The organism is Propioniferax innocua (assembly GCF_006716235.1).
Classification (GTDB): domain Bacteria; phylum Actinomycetota; class Actinomycetes; order Propionibacteriales; family Propionibacteriaceae; genus Propioniferax; species Propioniferax innocua.
In genome coordinates this window covers 1,241,506-1,259,225 of the sequence record NZ_VFOR01000001.1, presented here as the reverse complement: position 1 = coordinate 1,259,225, position 17,720 = coordinate 1,241,506, and the positions used below count along the sequence as shown (strand labels likewise).

Sequence of the window (17,720 nt, the reverse complement as noted above, 5' to 3'; positions counted from 1 at the left end):
ACAGGGCGGTCAGAGATACAGCCCGCCGGACTCCTGGCCGGAACTCTCGTGGCCACTTTGGGCATTGGCGGTCAAAGCACGTTGCATCTGCTCGAGTTGGGAGCGTGCCGCCATCTGTTGAGCGAAGAGTGCTGTCTGGATGCCTTGGAAAAGACCCTCCAGCCAACCGACCAGCTGTGCCTGTGCGATGCGCAGCTCGGCGTCCGAGGGCGTGGCGCCGTCAGCGAAGGGTTCGGCGATCCGCTGCAATTCCTCGGCGAGTTCGGGAGAGAGCCCCTCACCGAGCTCGGTGACCGACTGTTCGTAGATCCTGCTCAGACGAACGCGGGAGGCATCATCCAGGGGTGCGGCTTTGACCTCGTCCAGAAGTTTGCGCACCATCGTCCCGATCCGCATGACCTTGGCCGGCTCCTCGATCTGGTCGGTCGGATGGGAGAGGGCGTCATCGTCCTTCTGCGTGGCGCCTGAGTCTTCGGCACCAGGAAGGTTTTCTCCAGAGGGGTCGGAATCGGGCGCGTCCACCTTGGCGAGTCCGGTGTCGCTGACGACGAAGGTCTGTCCGTCATCGGTCTGGCCGGTGATGACGCGCTGCTTCTCAGGCTGCTCGGAAGTCATGCTGACGAGTCTAGGCTGAACCGATGCGTGGGCGTCGCAGCAGCATCGCCCCCACGCCGGCCAGCAGCAGCGTGGTCCCCGAGAGCACCACCACCGCGAAACGCCATCCGCCAGCGTCCACCACGATCCCCGCAGCGGGAGCCCCCACGGCGACTCCGGCGGTGATGAGAGCGCTGTGCAGACCGAACATCGTGCCCCGGACCGATGCGGGCGTGAGCGACGAGAGTGTCTCCACGGTGGAGGTCAGAGTCGGTGCACACAACAGGCCCGCGATGAACAACAACGCACACAGCCACGGCACCGTCGCAGAGACCGAGGAGATCGCGAACATGGTGGCCAGCCCGGCCAGGATCAGCCCGGGATGGATCGGCCGGGGCAGCATGCCGTAGAGGACGCCACCGCACACCGAGCCGCCTCCCCAGAACACCATGACCACAGCAAGCCAGTGCTCGGCCCGCATGGCGCGGGTGGCCGCGACGATCGTGACATCTGAGGCACCCAGAAGCAGAAGCGTCGCGAAGGTGACCAGCAGCACGCCCATGACGCGACGGGTGAACCAGCCATGGGTGGCGGCATCGCCGTCGCCGGTGTGCAGTGAGGGATTCAGCCACATCAGGACGCCGATGGCCGTCACCGAGGCCATCCCCATCCCGGTCAGCGTCCACCCGGTGTCGAACACGGTTCCCAGCGTGACGGCGATGGCAGGCCCCAGCACGAAGGACATCTCGGTGGACACCGAATCCAGTGCGAAACCACCGCGGTGATGTTCCGGCGGCAGATTGGCGGCGAGAGCCGAGCGCACCACCGATGAGATCGGGACCTGCAGGAGACCCAGCAGAGCAGCCACGATCACCAGCGGCCCGAAATCCAGGAACGGGACGGACAGCCATGCAAGTGGGAGACCGATCAGTGGAACCATGCAGGTGCGTCGTAGGCCCAAACGGTCGAGAAGGCGCCCTCGCAGGACATTTGCAACGGTGGACGCCAGAGTCCACACCGTCGTCACGACACCCCCCAGACCGTAGCTGCCGGTCAGATCGACGACGTGGACCGTCATGAGGAGGGTCGCCCCCAGATGCGGCATGCGCAACGCCATACCGAGCGCGAGGATGTTGCGTGCGGCGGGGGAGACCCACACGTTCCGATAGGCGGCGAACACCGTGACGTCAGGCCGAGGCCGTGCTCAAATGCAGCGGACGCTCAGGGGCGGAGCACGAGTTTGCCCGTGTGGTCACCGGAATCGAAGAACTCGTGGGCGGCCCGCACATCATCGAGCGCGAATTCACGCACCGGGACGCAGCGGAACACACCGTTGGCGAAACCCTCCTGGGTCACCTCCGCCACTCGCGCGAGGATCTCCGCCTTCTCCTCGGCCGAACGGCTGCGCAGCGTCGTCGCCATCAGCGTCCCGCGCTTGCCCAGAAGCAGTCCGAGATCGAGTTCGGCGCGGCGCCCCTTCTGCAGACCGATGGTGACCATCCGCCCATCACGTTTCAGCAGGGACACATGGGCATCGAGGTACTTCGCGCCGATGGAGTCCAGGATGACGTCGACGCCGCCGAGATCCTTGACCGCTGCGGCCCAGTCATCGTGGTACGAGACGGCCACATCGGCACCGAGCTCACGGCAGAGATCGAGTTTTTGCGGCTGCCCGGCGGTGGCCACGACCTTCGCGCCCAGCGACTTGGCGTACTGGATGGCGAAGGATCCGATACCTCCCGCGCCACCGTGCACGAGGAATGTCTCGCCCGAAGTGAGCTCCGCGAGATCGAGGTTCGAGATGACCGTGGCGGCCACCTCGATGAAACCGCCGGCGGTGACCAGATCCATGCCGCGGGGTGGTCGAATGACCTGACGTGCATCCACGGCGACGTATTCAGCGTAACCGCCTCCGGCCAACAGGGCCACGCATTCGTCTCCCGGCGACCAGCCCTCGACGCCGTCGCCAACCTCGGCGATCGTGCCCGACACCTCCAGCCCCAGCACGTCGGTGACGCCTTCGGGAGGGGGGTAATGGCCGTGTCGTTGCATGACGTCACCGCGGTTCATCCCGGCCGCGGTCACCTCGATGAGCACCTCACCGGCCTTCGCCTCGGGACGAGGCACCTCGTGGACGACCAGGACCTCGGGGCCACCTGCCCCATCAGCTCGAATGACTCGCATGGTTGCCATGCTCCGAGACTAACGGCGCGACGAAACAGCCACGCGGGGTGGTGTCACAGGCCGTAACGGTTGTGCAGGCGATGCGACATGTCCTGCAGCATCTCCTCGGCCAACGGATCACGGTCGCCCATCGGCGTCAGCACCTGGTGGTCCTCCCCTTCGCGACGCTCGATGACCAGTCGCGGTCCGGAGAGTGTCACGCGGGTGACATCGATCCATGTGCCGTCGACCTGCCCGCGCTGGGACCGGATGTTGTAACCGGTGGCATCGAACACGGCTCGGACCCGCAGGCGGTACAACGCGATGACGCCCAACACGGTGAGGGCGACGCCGAGCGTCACCAACAACACACCCAGAACCGTGACGATCCAGTGCCATGCGTTGTCGGTGGCCAGCACGATCAGGACGGCACCGGTGATGCACAAAGCCGATGCGGTCAGGAAAGCGCGCACCGGTGGGACCGGGCGCAGCAGATACGTGCTGCTCTTCACGCGGCGAGAGTGGGATTCGAACCCACGGAACGGTTGCCCGCTCGGCCGCTTTCAAGGCGGCTGCACTAGTCCACTATGCGATCTCGCCCAGCAGGATGAACTGCTGCGGCCAGCCAGTCTAGCCGTTCACGCGGTATGAGTCAGTTTCATGGGTTCGGCACGTCAGAAGGGTGGATTGGCCAGTTCTTCCTTGGCGACCTCGGGCTGGAACTCGCAGGACGTGCGGAGGTCCTCCGGCGGAGCCACCGGCGGGAGAGGCTGTTCCGGTTCCCCGGTGTCCGGAGGCGGGGCCGCGGTCGTCGGCTGTACTTCCGGCGTCTGCTCGGGAGGCTGCTCACCCGGCGGCGGATCGGCCGGTGGCTCATCGTTCGGCTTCTCGGAAGGCTTCGGTTCCGGGGTCTTGGGCTTCTGATCCTCGATTGCTTTCTCCATCCGAGCCCGGACGAGAGCCCAATCCGGATCACCGGACCAGAACCCGTGTTCATCGTTGCGGAGCACGATGCTGTCTCGCTGCCCGTCCTTCACGCGGAGGCCCAGATCCACCAGGGCGGGGAGGATCTCGGCGGGCATGTCGGTCTTGATGATGTCCTTGGACTGGCGGGCGATGTCCTCGTAACGCGCGAGCATGTTGCCGGGATTGGCCTGCTCGATGGCGGCCTCGATGACACAACGCTGACGGTCCATGCGCTGGAAGTCATTGGAGCCGTAGCGCCCGCGCGCGAACCAGAGCGCCTCGGTGCCGTTGAGATGCTGATTGGCTCCGGGCTTCATCCACTTGGACGGGGGGATGCCCGCGTCCGAATCGCCGCCCATCGCCACCCAGGTGTTGATGTTGACAGTCACACCGCCGAGGGCGTTGATCAACTTGCTGAAGCCGGCGAGATCCACCATGGCGTAATAGTCGACCTGCTGGCCCGTCGCAGCACCGACAGCGAGTTTCATGGCGTCCGCACCGAGGTCATCGGTGGGCCCCAGCACATCGGCGGGCACACTGTCGGGGACCCCGTCGTACACGTTGTTGAACATGTATTGCGGGTCATCGGACCAACCGCTCGAGAACCCTTCGGGGTAGTACTCGGAGAGGGGGGAGTCCTTCGGGAACGGAGCGTTGGCGGCGTTCCGCGGGATCTGCAGGAGCACGGTGTCTCCTGTCTGTGTGTCGATGCTCGCCAGCACGATCGTGTCCATGCGGGATCCCTCGCGGTCGGGGCCCGCATCGCCGCCGAGCAACAGGATGTTGACGCGCGGCTTGTTCTTCCACGGGTCGGAGGGGTTCACATCCGGGGCCGTGCCGGAGCGGATGGTGTTGCCGTCACGAAAGATCGTGTCGAGCCACCGGGATTGATCGAATGCATAACGGGAGGCCACGGCCATGGGGGCAGCGATGCTGAAGCTCAGAGCCACGACCAGCGCTGTGGAGATGCCCCGCTGCGCGGAGGTGAGCACACCACGTGGCTTCAGGTCGAGATGGGTCTGCACGATCAACCAGAGCCAACCGAGGGTCAGCAGCGGCAGCACCACGACCATCGCCTTGAGGAACCCCGCATTCACCGCCAGGTGCAGGAGAGAACGGGTGTCGACGAGTGCCCAGACGCTGAGCGTCAACAGCGTGATGAGGAACAGCCCGAAGGCCACGGTGCCGGCGAGCATGCGGCGTCCGCCCTTGATCAGGCCCGATCCCGGCACATACGTGCCCACGGCCGTCCAGAGTGATCCGGCCGTGAAACTCTCGCGAGGGTCGCCGGGAACATTCTTGGAGCCGGCGCCGCGGACCTTCCGCAGCTTCTCGTTCCAACTCCCGAGGGTGCGGGATGACTTCACAGGTGACCTCGGATCAGTTCGGGTGCTTCTTTGCGTACTCGTCCATCGTGTCGTTCTGCAGGGCCTTTGCCAGTTCAGCCATTGCGGGCTCGTCAACCACGGCGATGGACTGGCCATCGGACGACATCTCGAACCCGGTGATGGGGGCTTGCAACGACTTGATCTGTGAACCGCTGCGGATCTTGGAATCCAGGGCCAGCGATCGGATCTGTTCGGTGGTCAGGGTCTCGTCGACGGTGATGTGGCGGCTCATGTCGCCGACCATCGAGCTGAACTTGCCCGGGTTGGTGAGCGTCTCGGGGGAGGCAGCCTTGGAGATGATCGCCTTGATCACCGCACGCTGGCGTTCAGCACGATCGAGATCACCATTGGGCAGCTCTTTTCGCTGGCGCACATAGACGAGGGCTTCCTTGCCGTCCTTCAAGGTCAGCTCACCGCGAGGGAAGTGGTATTCCTTCCACGACGATTCCACCTTGTTGTTCACCGTGACGCCGCCGAGCGTGTCGGTGAGGGCGATGAAACCGGCGAAGTCGATCTCCGCAGTGTGGTCGATACGGGTATCAAGCAGCTGCTCCATCGTCTTGACGGTGAGCTGCGGGCCACCGTAGGCGTAGGCAGCATTGATCTTCGCAGTGCCGTGATCGGGGATGGGCACCCACAGATCGCGGGGGAACGAGACCAGGTAAGCGCTCTCGCCGTCACCGGAGAGGTGCAGCACGATGAGGGAGTCCGAGCGTCCGCCGCCGCCGTCGTAGCGGTCGTCGCTGCCCATGAGAACGATGTTCTGGGCCTCGTAGTCATCGGCGCGCTCGGGCTGCCCTGGGTAGTTGGTGGGCAGCTGCGGCCCGCGCTCGATGTCGTCGAGCGCAGTGTTGACGCGGGAGAGGTACCACCCGGCGACGGCGACGCCGCCGAGGACCAGCACCAGGAACAGCGCCCCGATGATGACCAGTGGCCTGCGCGCGCCACGGCGTCGCTTGTCGTCGTCCGTGCCGTCGAAGCCGTCATCGTCGAAGAGCGAGAGTTTCTCGTCATCCTCGTCGGTGGCCATGCGCTTCGCCATGGAATCCCCTTCCCCCAGCCCCGGAACGGAGCTCGTCACATTCTGTGTGGAGTCTGCATCGCAGGATAACCCGCAATGGACAGCGATCTTCGGCCGTTGCGACCATCTCTGCGGAGTTTTGCGAACATTCGGACCCCGGGCCATGCCTGCCCGGTCGGAGTAAGACCATGGTCGGAGTGTGTTGCCCGTGTGGGTGAAACGATTCGGTTGCCGTGCCAGCGGGGCTCGGTTACAGTTAACCGCTGGCTGCTTCGGGTGCTTGTGCTCGTGTGGCTGGGGAGGTGTCGCCTAGTCAGGTCTATGGCGCCCGCCTGCTAAGCGGGTTGAGGTCTTAACCCCTCTCGCGGGTTCAAATCCCGCCACCTCCGCGTATGGCTTGGGCCGCAGCATCGCCTCCGATGCTGCGGCCCAAGTCTTTTTCGTTTCGGATTCTTTTCGTCTTGGGCCCATTGCGGGCCCGGTCAGGTCAGGCCAGAGCGTCCTTCAGTTTGTCGAACTCGGCGGCGACCTCGGTTGGGAGATCCTCGCCGAACGAGTCCAGCCATTCTTGGATCAGTGGGATCTCGGCGCGCCATTCATCGGCCTTGAAGGCGGTGGCTTCTGCGATGTCGTCACCCTTGACGTCCAGGCCCGAGAGGTCGAGTCCGTCCTCGGTGGGGATGGCGCCGGCGGGCGTCTCGGTCGCCTCGACCCGGCCTTCGAGGCGCTCGCAGATCCACTTGAGAACGCGGCTGTTCTCTCCGAACCCCGGCCACAGGAACGAGCCGTCGTCGCCGCGGCGGAACCAGTTGACGTAGAACACGCGCGGCATCTTGTCGCCGCCCTTCTCGCCCATCTTGACCCAGTGCTTGAGGTAGTCGCCGGCGTTGTACCCGATGAACGGCAGCATCGCCATGGGGTCCCGGCGCACGACGCCCACCTTGCCCGTTGCCGCTGCAGTGGTCTCCGACGAACAGGTCGCGCCCATGAACACGCCGTGATTCCAGTCACGTGCCTCGGCGACCAGCGGAATCGTGCTGGCGCGGCGACCACCGAAGAGGATGACGTCCACGGGAACGCCGGTGGGGGAGTCGAACTCGTCGGACAGGATCGGACACTGCGTGATGGGAGTGCAGAAACGACTGTTCGGGTGCGCTGCCTTCTCTTCCGGCTCGCCGCCCACGGGACCCTCGTCGGGCGTCCAGGAACGGCCCTTCCAATCGGTGAGGTGCTTGGGTTTGACCTTCGTCATGCCTTCCCACCACACATCGCCGTGGTCGGTGAGGGCGACATTGGTGAAGATCGAGTTGCCCTTCTCGATCGTGCGCATCGCGTTGGGGTTGGTGTCCCATCCCGTTCCAGGTGCGACGCCGAAGAACCCGTATTCGGGATTCACCGCGTACAGGCGTCCGTCCTCGCCGAAGCGCATCCAGGCGATGTCATCGCCGCAGGTCTCGACCTTCCATCCCGGAAGGGTGGGTTCGAGCATGGCCAGGTTCGTCTTGCCGCAGGCGCTCGGGAAGGCCGCGCAGATCGTGTAGGTCTTCCCCTCGGGGGACGTGAGGCGGAGGATCAACATGTGCTCGGCCAGCCAGCCCTCGTCGTGGGCCATGGCTGACGCGATGCGCAGTGCGTAGCACTTCTTGCCGAGCAGGGCATTGCCTCCGTAGCCCGACCCGAACGACCAGATCTCGCGGGTCTCGGGGAAGTGCGAGATGTATTTGGTGTCATTGCATGGCCACGGCACGTCCTGCTCGCCCTCGGCCAGCGGAGCCCCCACCGAATGAACGCATTTCACGAAATCGCCATCGGTGCCCAAGGCGTCGAGGGCGGCCTGGCCCATGCGCGTCATGATGCGCATGGAGAGCACGACGTACTCCGAGTCGGTGATTTCGATGCCGAACTTCGGATCCTCGGCGTCGAGCGGGCCCATGCAGAAGGGGATCACGTACATCGTGCGGCCCTTCATGCAGCCGTCGTAGAGAGCAGACATCGTCTGCTTCATCTCCACAGGATCGGCCCAGTTGTTGGTGTGCCCGGCGCCGCGCTCGGTCTTGGTGCAGATGAACGTCTGATCCTCGACACGGGCCACATCTGACGGAAGGCTGCGGGCGTAGAAGGAATTGGGCTTGGTCTCCTCGTTGAGAGGGACCAGCGCGCCAGAGCTCACAAGCCTGCTCGAGAGCTCCTTCCACTCGGCCTCCGACCCGTCGCACCATCGGATCGCGTCCGGTTTCGTCATGGCAGCGGTCTGCTCAACCCATGCGAGCACGGCCTCGTGGGCCGTGGGGGCCTGAACTGTAGAAGTCACGTCGTTGTTCTCCTGCGTTGGTACCAGTTCGACAGTGGTCCGATGGTAGCCCTGTTGGTGCGCTGGTCTGCTCCATTGCGGCCAGCTGTTCCTGTGAGGTCTGTCACGGGGGAGGGTGAGGCGATTTGCGTCAAGGGGGAGCGAGTGCGTATATTTTGTCCTCGGTCGTTGACCAATGCGCCCGTAGCTTAACGGATAGAGCATCTGACTACGGATCAGAAGGTTGGGGGTTCGAATCCCTCCGGGCGCGCGACAGAAGCCCGAGCCGAGGCTCGGGCTTCGCTGCGTTCAGGCGACGCCGGGTCAACGGTGTCATCTGGAGGCGCGGTGGCCGGCGAGGCCTGAGACGAAGGAGAGTCGTGAGCGAGCAATCCATTCGAGTCGCCATTGCCGGAGTGGGCAACTGTGCGTCATCCCTGATCCAGGGGGTCCAGTTCTATGGCGACGCCGATCCGCAGGAGTCGATCCCCGGCCTCATGAATGTCGTGTTGGGTGGCTATCACGTCGGCGACGTGGAATTCGTCGCTGCCTTCGATGTGGATGCCGAGAAGGTTGGCAAGGATCTTTCGGAGGCCATCTGGGCCTCCCACAACAACACGATCAAGTTCTCGGACGTTCCACACCTCGGTGTCCCGGTCCAGCGGGGGCAGACGCTCGATGGCCTGGGTCAGTACTACCGCGAAGCCGTCACCGAATCCGAGGCCGAACCCATCGACGTGGCGCAGGCGCTCCGTGATGCACAGGTCGATGTCCTGGTCTCCTATCTCCCCGTGGGTTCGGAGGAGGCCGACCGTTTCTACGCGCAGGCCGCCCTCGATGCGGGATGCGCTTTTGTGAACGCTCTGCCGGTGTTCATCGCCGGAACGAAGGAATGGGCCGACAAATTCACCGCTGCTGGTCTGCCGATCGTCGGCGACGACATCAAATCGCAGGTCGGCGCCACCATCACGCACCGCGTGCTCGCCAAGCTCCTCGAAGACCGCGGGTATGTGCTCGACCGCACCTACCAGCTCAACGTCGGCGGCAACATGGACTTCCAGAACATGCTCGAGCGTGAACGGCTGGAGTCCAAGAAGATCTCGAAGACCCAGGCGGTCACCTCCAACATCCCTCGCGAGCTCGCCGGTGCCGATGTGCACATCGGCCCCTCGGACTACGTGGGGTGGCTCGAGGACCGCAAGTTCGCGTTCGTGCGGCTCGAGGGCCACGGGTTCGGCAATGCTCCGATCAGCCTCGAGTACAAGCTCGAAGTGCATGACTCGCCGAACTCTGCCGGGGTGATCATCGACGCCATCCGTGCGGCCAAGATCGGTCTGGACCGTGGGGTCGGGGGACCGTTGACCTCCGCGTCGTCCTACTTCATGAAGTCGCCGCCACAGCAGTTCGACGACGAGACCGCTCGAGCGAACCTCGAGGCGTTCATCAGAGGCGAGATCGAGCGCTGAGCAACACCTCGGCGATTCGGCGTGCGGTGTTGGGCCATGTGAGTTCACGGACGTGCTCCACCGCCGCCTGAGCTCGGCGTGCTCGCTCATCGGTTGACGACGCGGCAAACCGCAGCGTCCGGGCCCAGGAGGCCGGATCGCGATCCGGCACCAGCCATCCACCACCGACCGCGTGCGGAAGACCTCCGACATCGGTGGCGATCACCGGCGTCCCACAGGCTTGGGCTTCTGCCGCAACGAGTCCGAACGTCTCCGATGATGACGGAACGGCCCACAGGTCGGCGTCACGCATGCGATCGGCGAGCCCGTTCGAATCGAGCCGGCCAAGGAAGTCGACCCGCTCTGGAGCGGACGCTCGGAGCTCGGCCATGAAACCAGGTGGTCCGTCGCCGATGATCCACGCTCGCAGCGGTCGTTCGCCCGGAGTCAGGGACTCTGCATCGATTCGCAGGGCCTCCAGCAGGATCTGCGGCCCCTTGAGCGGCTGCAGCCGGCCTGCCAGTCCGACCACGATCTCGTCGCGGCCCCGGCGAGTATCGACATCGCTCGGTTTTCCGGTGTCACCGGGGTGGTACACGGTGTGGTCGATGCCCGGCGCAGCCACCTGGAACCGGTCGAGCGGGACATTCAACAAGCGGGCAGTTTCCTGGCCCTCACCCGGGGTGTTGACGAGGACGGCCCTGGACGCCTGCGCTGCGCGTCGCTCGGCCTCGACCCGATGGGCCGGTTCGGGGCGTTCACCCGGGCCGGAGGATGCGTTCTTGGCGGCCCCGGTGGTGTGGAACATGGTGGTCAGACGCTCCGCAGCGATGCGTCGACCGACCTCGGCGGAGATCCAGTAGTGGGCCAACACCGCGTCGGCATCCTTGGCGAAGGGGGCAACGGCTTCGGTTATGGAGTCGAAGTGCTCCGGCAGGGAGCCCTTGCCGACCTCGGCCAGTGGAAGATCCAGTACATGGAGCCACCGCGGCATCGGCCCGGGAAGCGGAACCTCCCCGGAGCGAGGCAATGTCACACACGTGACATCGTGGCCGGCCTTCACCAGCTCATCGCAGGTGTGCCGGACGTAGACGTTCATGCCCCCGGCGTCGCCGATGCCCGGCTGTGACCACGGCGATGAGTGCAGGCACAGGACGAGGAATGAACTCACCCAACGGCCTCGGCGCGTCTGGCGGCTTCGGACATCAGATCCTGGAACACGGCATCGGAATGCTGGGTGGCGGCACCGACGCTGCTCTGCAACTGGACTCCTGCCAGCGCATCACCCTTGCGCACGAGTCCGACGTGGGTCTCGACACCACCTTCGCGGTAGGTGAAGGCCGCACTGTCGGAGCAGTCACAGGGGAGGTCGGGGAGAGGGGCCTCCGTGACTTCGTCGGGCATATCTGTTCCTGCGCAGTCTGCGAACGCTTCGGACCATTCGGTGAAGCCCTGTTGCGCGGCGGACTCACTCGTGGCCGTGGCGCCGAGCGATGACCATCGGGGAATGGACCGCCCGTTCTCGACGTAGCCCTGTTCCTCGATACGACTGTAGGGCGAGCTCACCGTGCCGCACGGGGTCTCGACGATATCCATCTTCGTGGTGTTCTTGGGCACCCAGTCGCCCGAAACGCTTCCGCCGTCCACGAGAAGCCCGGTCGCGCCATGGTCGACGGTGGGTTTCTCCTTGCCACCGAGCGTTGCGGCCAACGCCACGATCAGCACCACCACGAACGCTGCCGCGGCCAGGGAGATCATCAGGGGGCGCCGGCTGCGACCATGTGATACCGGGCCGCCGACGAATGAGGACTGCCCAGTGACCGAGGATGTGCCTAGGGCAGGATGTGCTGGTTGCATGGGGCCGAATTGGCCCTGCGGCATCGACATGTGCCCCGGCTGGCTCCGCAATTGGGGCACGGGCGTCGGAGCGGCGAAGGTGGGGGGTGTAGACCACGGTGCAGGAGCGCTGTGCACTGAACTCGCGGAGGGACCGGAGGATACCGGGCCGGAGTGCTGGGCCGGGGCGAGATCGCCGGAGGAATTCCAAGGGGCCATGGCGACATCGCGCGTCGCCTCTGGATCCAGGGGGCGATCACCGTGGATCTTCATCGGAACCTGTTCGATGCCGGAAGCAGCCCGTGCATGGTTGAGTTCGTTGCCGAATGCCTCGCACGTGCCGGGCCGTTCCGCCGGTTCCTTGGAGAGTGCGCGGGCGACCACATCGGCGACGGGACGCGGAACGCCCCACTCCTCGAGCCGGGGCGCGGGTTCGAAGCTGATCCGCTGCAGGAGCGGGACGATCGACTCGTCGGTGTCGCGGACGAACGCCGGGCGTCCGGCGATCAGGGTGAACAGTGTCGAGGCCAAGGAATAGACATCACTGGCGGTGGTGGCGGATTCCCCCGCAATCAGCTCAGGTGGCATGTGCGCCGGTGAACCGGTGAGGGTTCCGGTCGCGGTGAGATCGGCGGACTTCGACATACGGGCGATCCCGAAATCGGCGAGTCGGGGGATGCCGTAGTCGTCGATCAGGATGTTGTCGGGTTTGATGTCACGGTGCAGGATGCCTGCTCGATGCGCGGTCTCGAGCGCTCCGGCAGTGGTTATCACCACCTCGGTGGCCTCGCGCCACGTCAGAGAACCTTCACGACGGATCTGATCACCGTATGAACCGCCGGGGCAGAACTCCATCATCAGGTAGGGCTTGTTGTCCTCTGTGGCGCCCTGGGAATAGACATCGACGATGTTCGGGTGCCCCGACAGCCGCCCGATGGCCTTGCCCTCACGGTCGAACCGGCGCGTGGTCTCCTCGTCGAGTTCGACATTGGCCAGGACTTTCACCGCGACGATGCGATCCAGTGAATTCTGCCGCGCTCGGTAGACGCGACCGAAGGCCCCCGAGCCGATCTGACGGGCCTCGGAGATGTCGGGGATGCCAAGCTCCTCGCACGCGTCGTCAGTCATGGTCCTCCCTGGTCACGCGGTCCAGTGTCGCATGTTCGCGGGCTGATACCGCCGTTCGGAAGGGCTTGGCGCCGGCGGAGCGTGTCGCGGTCCCGCGTCGCAGTTGGCACACTGGCCTCGTGCCGTTGACTTTGACCCATCCCGGTTGGGACCCCGTGGCTGTTCGCCTCGGCCCCCTGCAGATTCACTGGTATGCGCTGATGTACCTGCTCGGGTTCGTGATCGCTTACGTGCTGTTGCGTAGGCGGCTGCATCACCCGCCCTTCGATCGCATCTCGAAACCACGACCCTGGGTCGGCGACGACGTTGAAAATCTCCTCATCGCCAGCATTGTGGGAGTCATGGTCGGCGGTCGGCTCGGCTACTGCCTGTTCTATCAGCCCGGTCATTACCTGACGTATCCGCTGGAGATGTTCTTCCTCTGGGAAGGGGGGATGAGCTTTCACGGTGGCGCGATCGGCGTGACCCTGGCTCTGCTGATGTTCGCGTTGCGAGCCAAGCGCCCGTTCCTGGAAGTCACCGACCTCCTGGTGCCCGCTGTCCCCCTTGGCCTCGCAGCGGGGCGCATCGGCAACTTCATCAACGGTGAACTGTGGGGCCGCCCCACCGCCGTGCCCTGGGGGATGATCTTCCCCATGGCGGATTCCACGCCGCGACACCCCTCACAGCTCTACCAGTTCGCGCTCGAGGGGCTGCTGCTCTTCGTCCTTCTGTGGGCCTACGCACGTCGTGAGCGCGCGCTGGGTGAGGTATCTGCGTTCTTCCTCGTTGGCTATGGACTGTTCCGGTTCATCGCCGAGTTCTTCCGGGAACCCGACGACTTCCTCGGCCTGCTCAGCTTCAACCTGAGTATGGGGCAGTGGCTCAGTATCCCGATGGTGATGGCCGGGCTCCTCCTATGGGCGGTGTCCCGACGCCGTGGCGTGCACGCCCCGAGCGGCGTATCGGACCGAGCCATCGAGGAACAGGATGCCGACGGTGATGCGCCCGAAGCCGGAGGTGAGCCCGAGGTGGAGAACGACTCCGCGACTTCCGAGGAGTCGAACGGCGGTGTGGACGGAGAACTCGTGGCAGAACCGACGCCCACGGAGGAAGCCGCTTCTGGAAGCAAGGAAGCAGAAAGTGACATGGAGGAACGCTCCGGCGGTTGAGCAGGACACGTGGGGTGCCGTGTCATCATTGCCCCCATGGCTCGAAACATCGCGAATCGCTACGACGTCCTGGACCGCCTTGGTGAAGGTGGCATGGGGCAGGTCTTCACGGCGCGGGACACGCGCCTGGAACGAGACGTGGCGATCAAACTGGTGGAATCGAGTGATTCCGATGCCACGACCCTTGAACGATTCCGTCGGGAAGCGGTGGCCACAGCAGGGCTGTCCGATCCGCACGTGGTCAGCATCTACGACGCTGGCTTCGACGCCGAGGACGCCTACATCGTCATGGAGAAGCTGACCGGGCCCAGCCTTGCAGAACGCATCAGGGCCGAGGACCATCTGTCGGTTCCCGAGACCTTGGAAGTGGCGTTCGGCGTCACCCAGGGCCTCATGGCTGCGCACAAGGTCGGCGTGATCCACCGCGACATCAAGCCCGGGAACGTCATGTTCCACGATGGCACGGTCAAGATCGTCGACTTCGGTATCGCCCAGCTCGGCCAACAACACGGAGCAGCGCTCACCGCGCCTGCCACGGCCATGGGCACGGCGGCCTATATGTCGCCTGAACAGGCGATGGGCAAACAGGCCACCGAGAAGTCTGACTGGTATGCGCTGGGATGTCTGTTGATGGCAGCGTTGACTGGCACGCCACCGTTCCGAGGTGAGGCGATTGCGGTCGCGCAGCAGCAGATCAATGCCGATCCACCGCGTGCATCGCAGTTGCGCACCGGCGTCCCGCCTGCTTTGGATGACCTCATCGACCGCCTGCTCGCGAAGGAACCGCAGCAGCGTCCGGACGGCCCAGCGATCCTGCAACAGATCAAGGCGCTGCGTGTCGATCCCGATGCGGCCACGATGCTGATGCCGGCCACGACAGCGCAGCAGACGAGAGTCATGCCTGCAGCTGCGCCGGAAGAGGAGTACGTGGAGGTCGAGGAGGACGACTTCGACGAACTGGAACCCTATGACGATCGACCTCGTCGTCGAGGCGGAGCGGGCTGGGTGGTCGCCCTGCTGCTCGTGCTGTTGCTGTTGGGCCTGGGTGCGTGGCTCCTCATGGGGCGAGATGGGAAGAGTCCTCTCGAGCCCGGTGACACGGCGTCCCCGAGCGCATCCCAAGAACCCACCGACGAGCCGCAGGGTGAACCGACGCAGGAGCCGACCGACACCGAACCCACCCAAGAACCCACTGAGGAACCGACCGACGAAGGGCCGAAGAACCCGTTCCCGACCGAGTTTCCGAAGCTTCCGGGTCAAGGTGACGGCTCCGGTGAGGGCGACGGTTCAGGTGAGGGTGACGGCTCTGGTGAGGGTGACGGATCCGGTGAGGGAGACGGATCGGGTCAGGGCGATGGCTCGGGGAACGGCGATGGTTCCGGCCAGAGTGAAGGTGACGGACAGGGTTCGACGTCGAACGAGACCAAAGACCAGAGCAAGCAGCGGAAGAAGATCGCCGAGGAGATCTCCAAGGTCGAGAACTCCTCGGCCCGAGAGCAGCTCCAGGGGGCCCTGGACGAGCGCGAGATGACCACTGCGGGCCTCGCGCAGTTTCGTCTCGAGGTCGAGTCCATGCGGTTCTCCGGTGACCTGACCGCCAAGGAGGCCGACAAGATCGTCGACAAGCTCTGAGCGGTCGTTGGCAGGCCCTGGGTGATCGTTGGCAAGCCCTGGGGCGGCCGGTCTGGACGGAATCCGCACTGAGTACGATCACCGTCACCGGTGGCGGTTCAGACCAGGTGGAGTTGCGGGTCGTCGATGGCGAATGATCGCACCGGCCCCGGACCGGTGTCTGCGGTCTCGAACCTGACGGTGACCACCTTGCGTCCCGACCCCCACACCCAGCCCGGCCCATGGATCTCGTGGGTCACATCAGCACCCGGCCGCCAGTTCGTGGAACGGCGTCGCTCCCGCGTCGACACCACCGGCGCTGATGTCGACGTCGGCTTCTCTCCGACGGAGAACAGTTCCTCCTGAGCCGTGGTCGAGAAACCGGAGACACCGACACCGAGCAGACGGACGCCGTCGGAGACATCGATCCCGTCGAGTAGCTGCCGTGCGATGGAAGCGATGGACTCGGGGCTGTCGGTGGCACCGTCGAGGGTGTGCGAACGAGACAGCGTCGTGAAGTCGGCGAGGCGCACCTTCACCGTGATCGTCCGGGCGAAGAGCCCGGCCCGGTCGAGTCGATGCGCGACCTCGCCCGCGTCACGGGCACAGATCGCCTCGAGCTGGCGCCGGTCGGTCTCATCGTGTTCGAAGGTGTCCTCGACAGAGATGGATTTGGCATCCCGGTGTGCCACGACGGCGCGGTCATCACGCGCGTGCGCGAGTTCGACGAGACCGGCCGCAGCGGCCTGCCCGAGTTCCCGGCGCAATTCTCCGGGGCGGGCGTTCTGGAGATCGGCGATGGTGCGGATCCCGATACGGTCCAGTCGTTCACGTGTGGCCGGGCCGACACCGGGGATGGCACTCACGGGCATGGGTGCCAACAGGTCGATCTCGGTTCCGGCCGGTACGAGGTGGCAACCATCGGGTTTGGCGAGGTTCGTGGCCAGCTTGGCGATGAACTTCGAGGTTCCTACGCCGACTGAGGCTGTGAGCCGGGTCTCGGCGAAGACCGCAGCACGGATCTCCTGAGCCAGCTGGAGCACGGTGGCATCGTCACTGGGGGAAGGGATCAACCAGCTGGCTCCGAGATCGACGAAGGCTTCGTCGAGGCTCAACGGCTCCACCAGCGGGGAGACTGACCGCAGTACTGTCATCACAGACTCACTCGCCTCACGGTAGGCATGGAAACGCCCTGAGAGGTATGCGGCATGAGGGCAGCGTCGACGTGCTTCCGCTGTGGCCATCGCCGAATGCACGCCATATTCACGGGCCTCGTATGACGCGGTGGAGACGACGCCACGGGAGCCGATGCCCCCGACGATCACCGGTTTTCCGCGCAGTGAAGGTTTGTCACGCTGCTCGACCGACGCGAAGAACGCGTCCAGATCGAGATGCAGGATCGATGGCCAGGAACGCACTGTTCAGAGACGATCTGGCTGAGGTCGATTCGCCGACATGCGTGAGCGGAGTGACCGGTGAGTGTTGGTGAGCGGTGGCATGAAGGCATCTTCTCCTTGCGGTACGACACTTGTACGTCACACGCGCCGCGGGGTGTACGTCGCATTTGCTACGGGGCGTGTGCCGCGTGTGTTGCAGGTTGTGCGTCGCATGTGTTGCGGGGTGACGTCGCGTCTGCTGCGGGCGTACGTCACGGAGCGTCGGCCACGCTGGAACACGTAGGGGCGGCTGTGCGCGGGTAGCGAACATCCGACCGGGTGTCATCCGGTTGCGGCTCAAGTGCTCCTGTTGTGTCCAGTGCTCTTGTTGTGTCCAGTGCACGCGCGGGGTTTCAGCGCATGTGAGTGGGGGGGGCACCGCGATCTTCGGCGTGATCTCGGAGTCCCGCTATCCCCATGGGTGCAGAAGCCCCGCTATCCCCATGGGTGCAGAAGTCCCGCTATCCCCATGGGTGCAGAAATCTCCCCTCTGCGTATAGAAAATTGGCTCAATGACGCTCAGCTCGCATCGGCGACATCCTCCTGTATATGGCGCCCCGTATATGGAGTCCGCCCATATGTGACACCCCTATATATGGCGCCCCTGTATATAGCACCCCCCATATATGTAGAAAAACATTGCGGTCAGAATGGGTCCTCATCTGCGTCTGATGAAGACGTTTCGGGTGGC

General features: G+C 64.8%; 13 protein-coding genes and 3 tRNA genes. 5 read left to right on the top strand and 11 right to left on the bottom strand.

The window, feature by feature from the left end:
- Positions 1–9: 9 nt before the first annotated feature.
- The 7 genes from FB460_RS05945 to FB460_RS05915 form a co-directional block, all read right to left on the bottom strand.
- Complete coding sequence (locus tag FB460_RS05945; protein WP_142093115.1) at positions 10–615, bottom strand: bacterial proteasome activator family protein; 606 nt, start codon at positions 613–615, stop codon at positions 10–12.
- A gap of 10 nt (positions 616–625) precedes the next feature.
- On the bottom strand, positions 626–1,774 hold the full coding sequence (locus FB460_RS05940; RefSeq protein ID WP_142093114.1) for an MFS transporter: 1,149 nt from the start codon (positions 1,772–1,774) through the stop codon (positions 626–628).
- Positions 1,775–1,815: 41 nt separating this feature from the next.
- Entirely contained in the window at positions 1,816–2,778 is a 963-nt protein-coding gene (locus tag FB460_RS05935; protein ID WP_142093389.1) for an NAD(P)H-quinone oxidoreductase, read from the bottom strand.
- Between the two features lie 53 nt (positions 2,779–2,831).
- Positions 2,832–3,269 (bottom strand): hypothetical protein, encoded by a 438-nt coding sequence (locus FB460_RS05930; RefSeq protein ID WP_142093113.1) that lies wholly within the window; start codon positions 3,267–3,269, stop codon positions 2,832–2,834.
- A gap of 1 nt (position 3,270) precedes the next feature.
- Positions 3,271–3,357: transfer RNA gene (locus tag FB460_RS05925), tRNA-Ser, on the bottom strand.
- Between the two features lie 74 nt (positions 3,358–3,431).
- The gene (locus tag FB460_RS05920) at positions 3,432–5,090 is read right to left on the bottom strand and encodes an LCP family protein (RefSeq protein WP_170209964.1); all 1,659 of its coding nucleotides are present in this window, start codon (positions 5,088–5,090) and stop codon (positions 3,432–3,434) included.
- A 13-nt stretch (positions 5,091–5,103) separates the two neighbouring features.
- Positions 5,104–6,153: an LCP family protein gene (locus FB460_RS05915; protein WP_170209963.1), complete on the bottom strand. Its 1,050-nt coding sequence runs from the start codon at positions 6,151–6,153 to the stop codon at positions 5,104–5,106.
- Between the two features lie 277 nt (positions 6,154–6,430).
- Here FB460_RS05915 and FB460_RS05910 point away from each other — a divergent pair.
- Positions 6,431–6,521: transfer RNA gene (locus FB460_RS05910), tRNA-Ser, on the top strand.
- 98 nt (positions 6,522–6,619) lie between these two features.
- Here the strand turns inward: FB460_RS05910 and FB460_RS05905 are convergent.
- Positions 6,620–8,443, bottom strand: a complete 1,824-nt coding sequence (locus FB460_RS05905; RefSeq protein WP_170209962.1) for a phosphoenolpyruvate carboxykinase (GTP) — start codon at positions 8,441–8,443, stop codon at positions 6,620–6,622.
- A 177-nt stretch (positions 8,444–8,620) separates the two neighbouring features.
- Here FB460_RS05905 and FB460_RS05900 point away from each other — a divergent pair.
- Positions 8,621–8,693, top strand: a tRNA-Arg gene (locus FB460_RS05900).
- A 109-nt stretch (positions 8,694–8,802) separates the two neighbouring features.
- Positions 8,803–9,888: an inositol-3-phosphate synthase gene (locus FB460_RS05895; RefSeq protein WP_142093109.1), complete on the top strand. Its 1,086-nt coding sequence runs from the start codon at positions 8,803–8,805 to the stop codon at positions 9,886–9,888.
- Here the strand turns inward: FB460_RS05895 and FB460_RS05890 are convergent.
- Positions 9,866–11,038 (bottom strand): glycosyltransferase, encoded by a 1,173-nt coding sequence (locus FB460_RS05890; protein WP_142093108.1) that lies wholly within the window; start codon positions 11,036–11,038, stop codon positions 9,866–9,868. The genes FB460_RS05895 and FB460_RS05890 overlap by 23 nt on opposite strands.
- Positions 11,035–12,831: a serine/threonine-protein kinase gene (locus tag FB460_RS05885; RefSeq protein WP_142093107.1), complete on the bottom strand. Its 1,797-nt coding sequence runs from the start codon at positions 12,829–12,831 to the stop codon at positions 11,035–11,037. The genes FB460_RS05890 and FB460_RS05885 overlap by 4 nt, the downstream gene beginning before the upstream one ends.
- A gap of 119 nt (positions 12,832–12,950) precedes the next feature.
- On the opposite strand from FB460_RS05885, the gene lgt reads away from it, so the two are divergent.
- Both lgt and FB460_RS13415 read left to right on the top strand, forming a co-directional pair.
- Positions 12,951–13,982 (top strand): prolipoprotein diacylglyceryl transferase, encoded by a 1,032-nt coding sequence (gene lgt / locus FB460_RS05880; RefSeq protein ID WP_142093106.1) that lies wholly within the window; start codon positions 12,951–12,953, stop codon positions 13,980–13,982.
- Between the two features lie 36 nt (positions 13,983–14,018).
- Positions 14,019–15,614: a serine/threonine-protein kinase gene (locus FB460_RS13415; RefSeq protein WP_211345848.1), complete on the top strand. Its 1,596-nt coding sequence runs from the start codon at positions 14,019–14,021 to the stop codon at positions 15,612–15,614.
- Between the two features lie 98 nt (positions 15,615–15,712).
- Here the strand turns inward: FB460_RS13415 and FB460_RS05865 are convergent, their stop codons facing one another.
- Positions 15,713–17,011 carry a DNA polymerase IV gene (locus FB460_RS05865; RefSeq protein WP_142093105.1) on the bottom strand — a complete coding sequence of 433 codons (1,299 nt, stop codon included), beginning with the start codon at positions 17,009–17,011 and terminating at the stop codon, positions 15,713–15,715.
- Positions 17,012–17,720 lie beyond the last annotated feature (709 nt).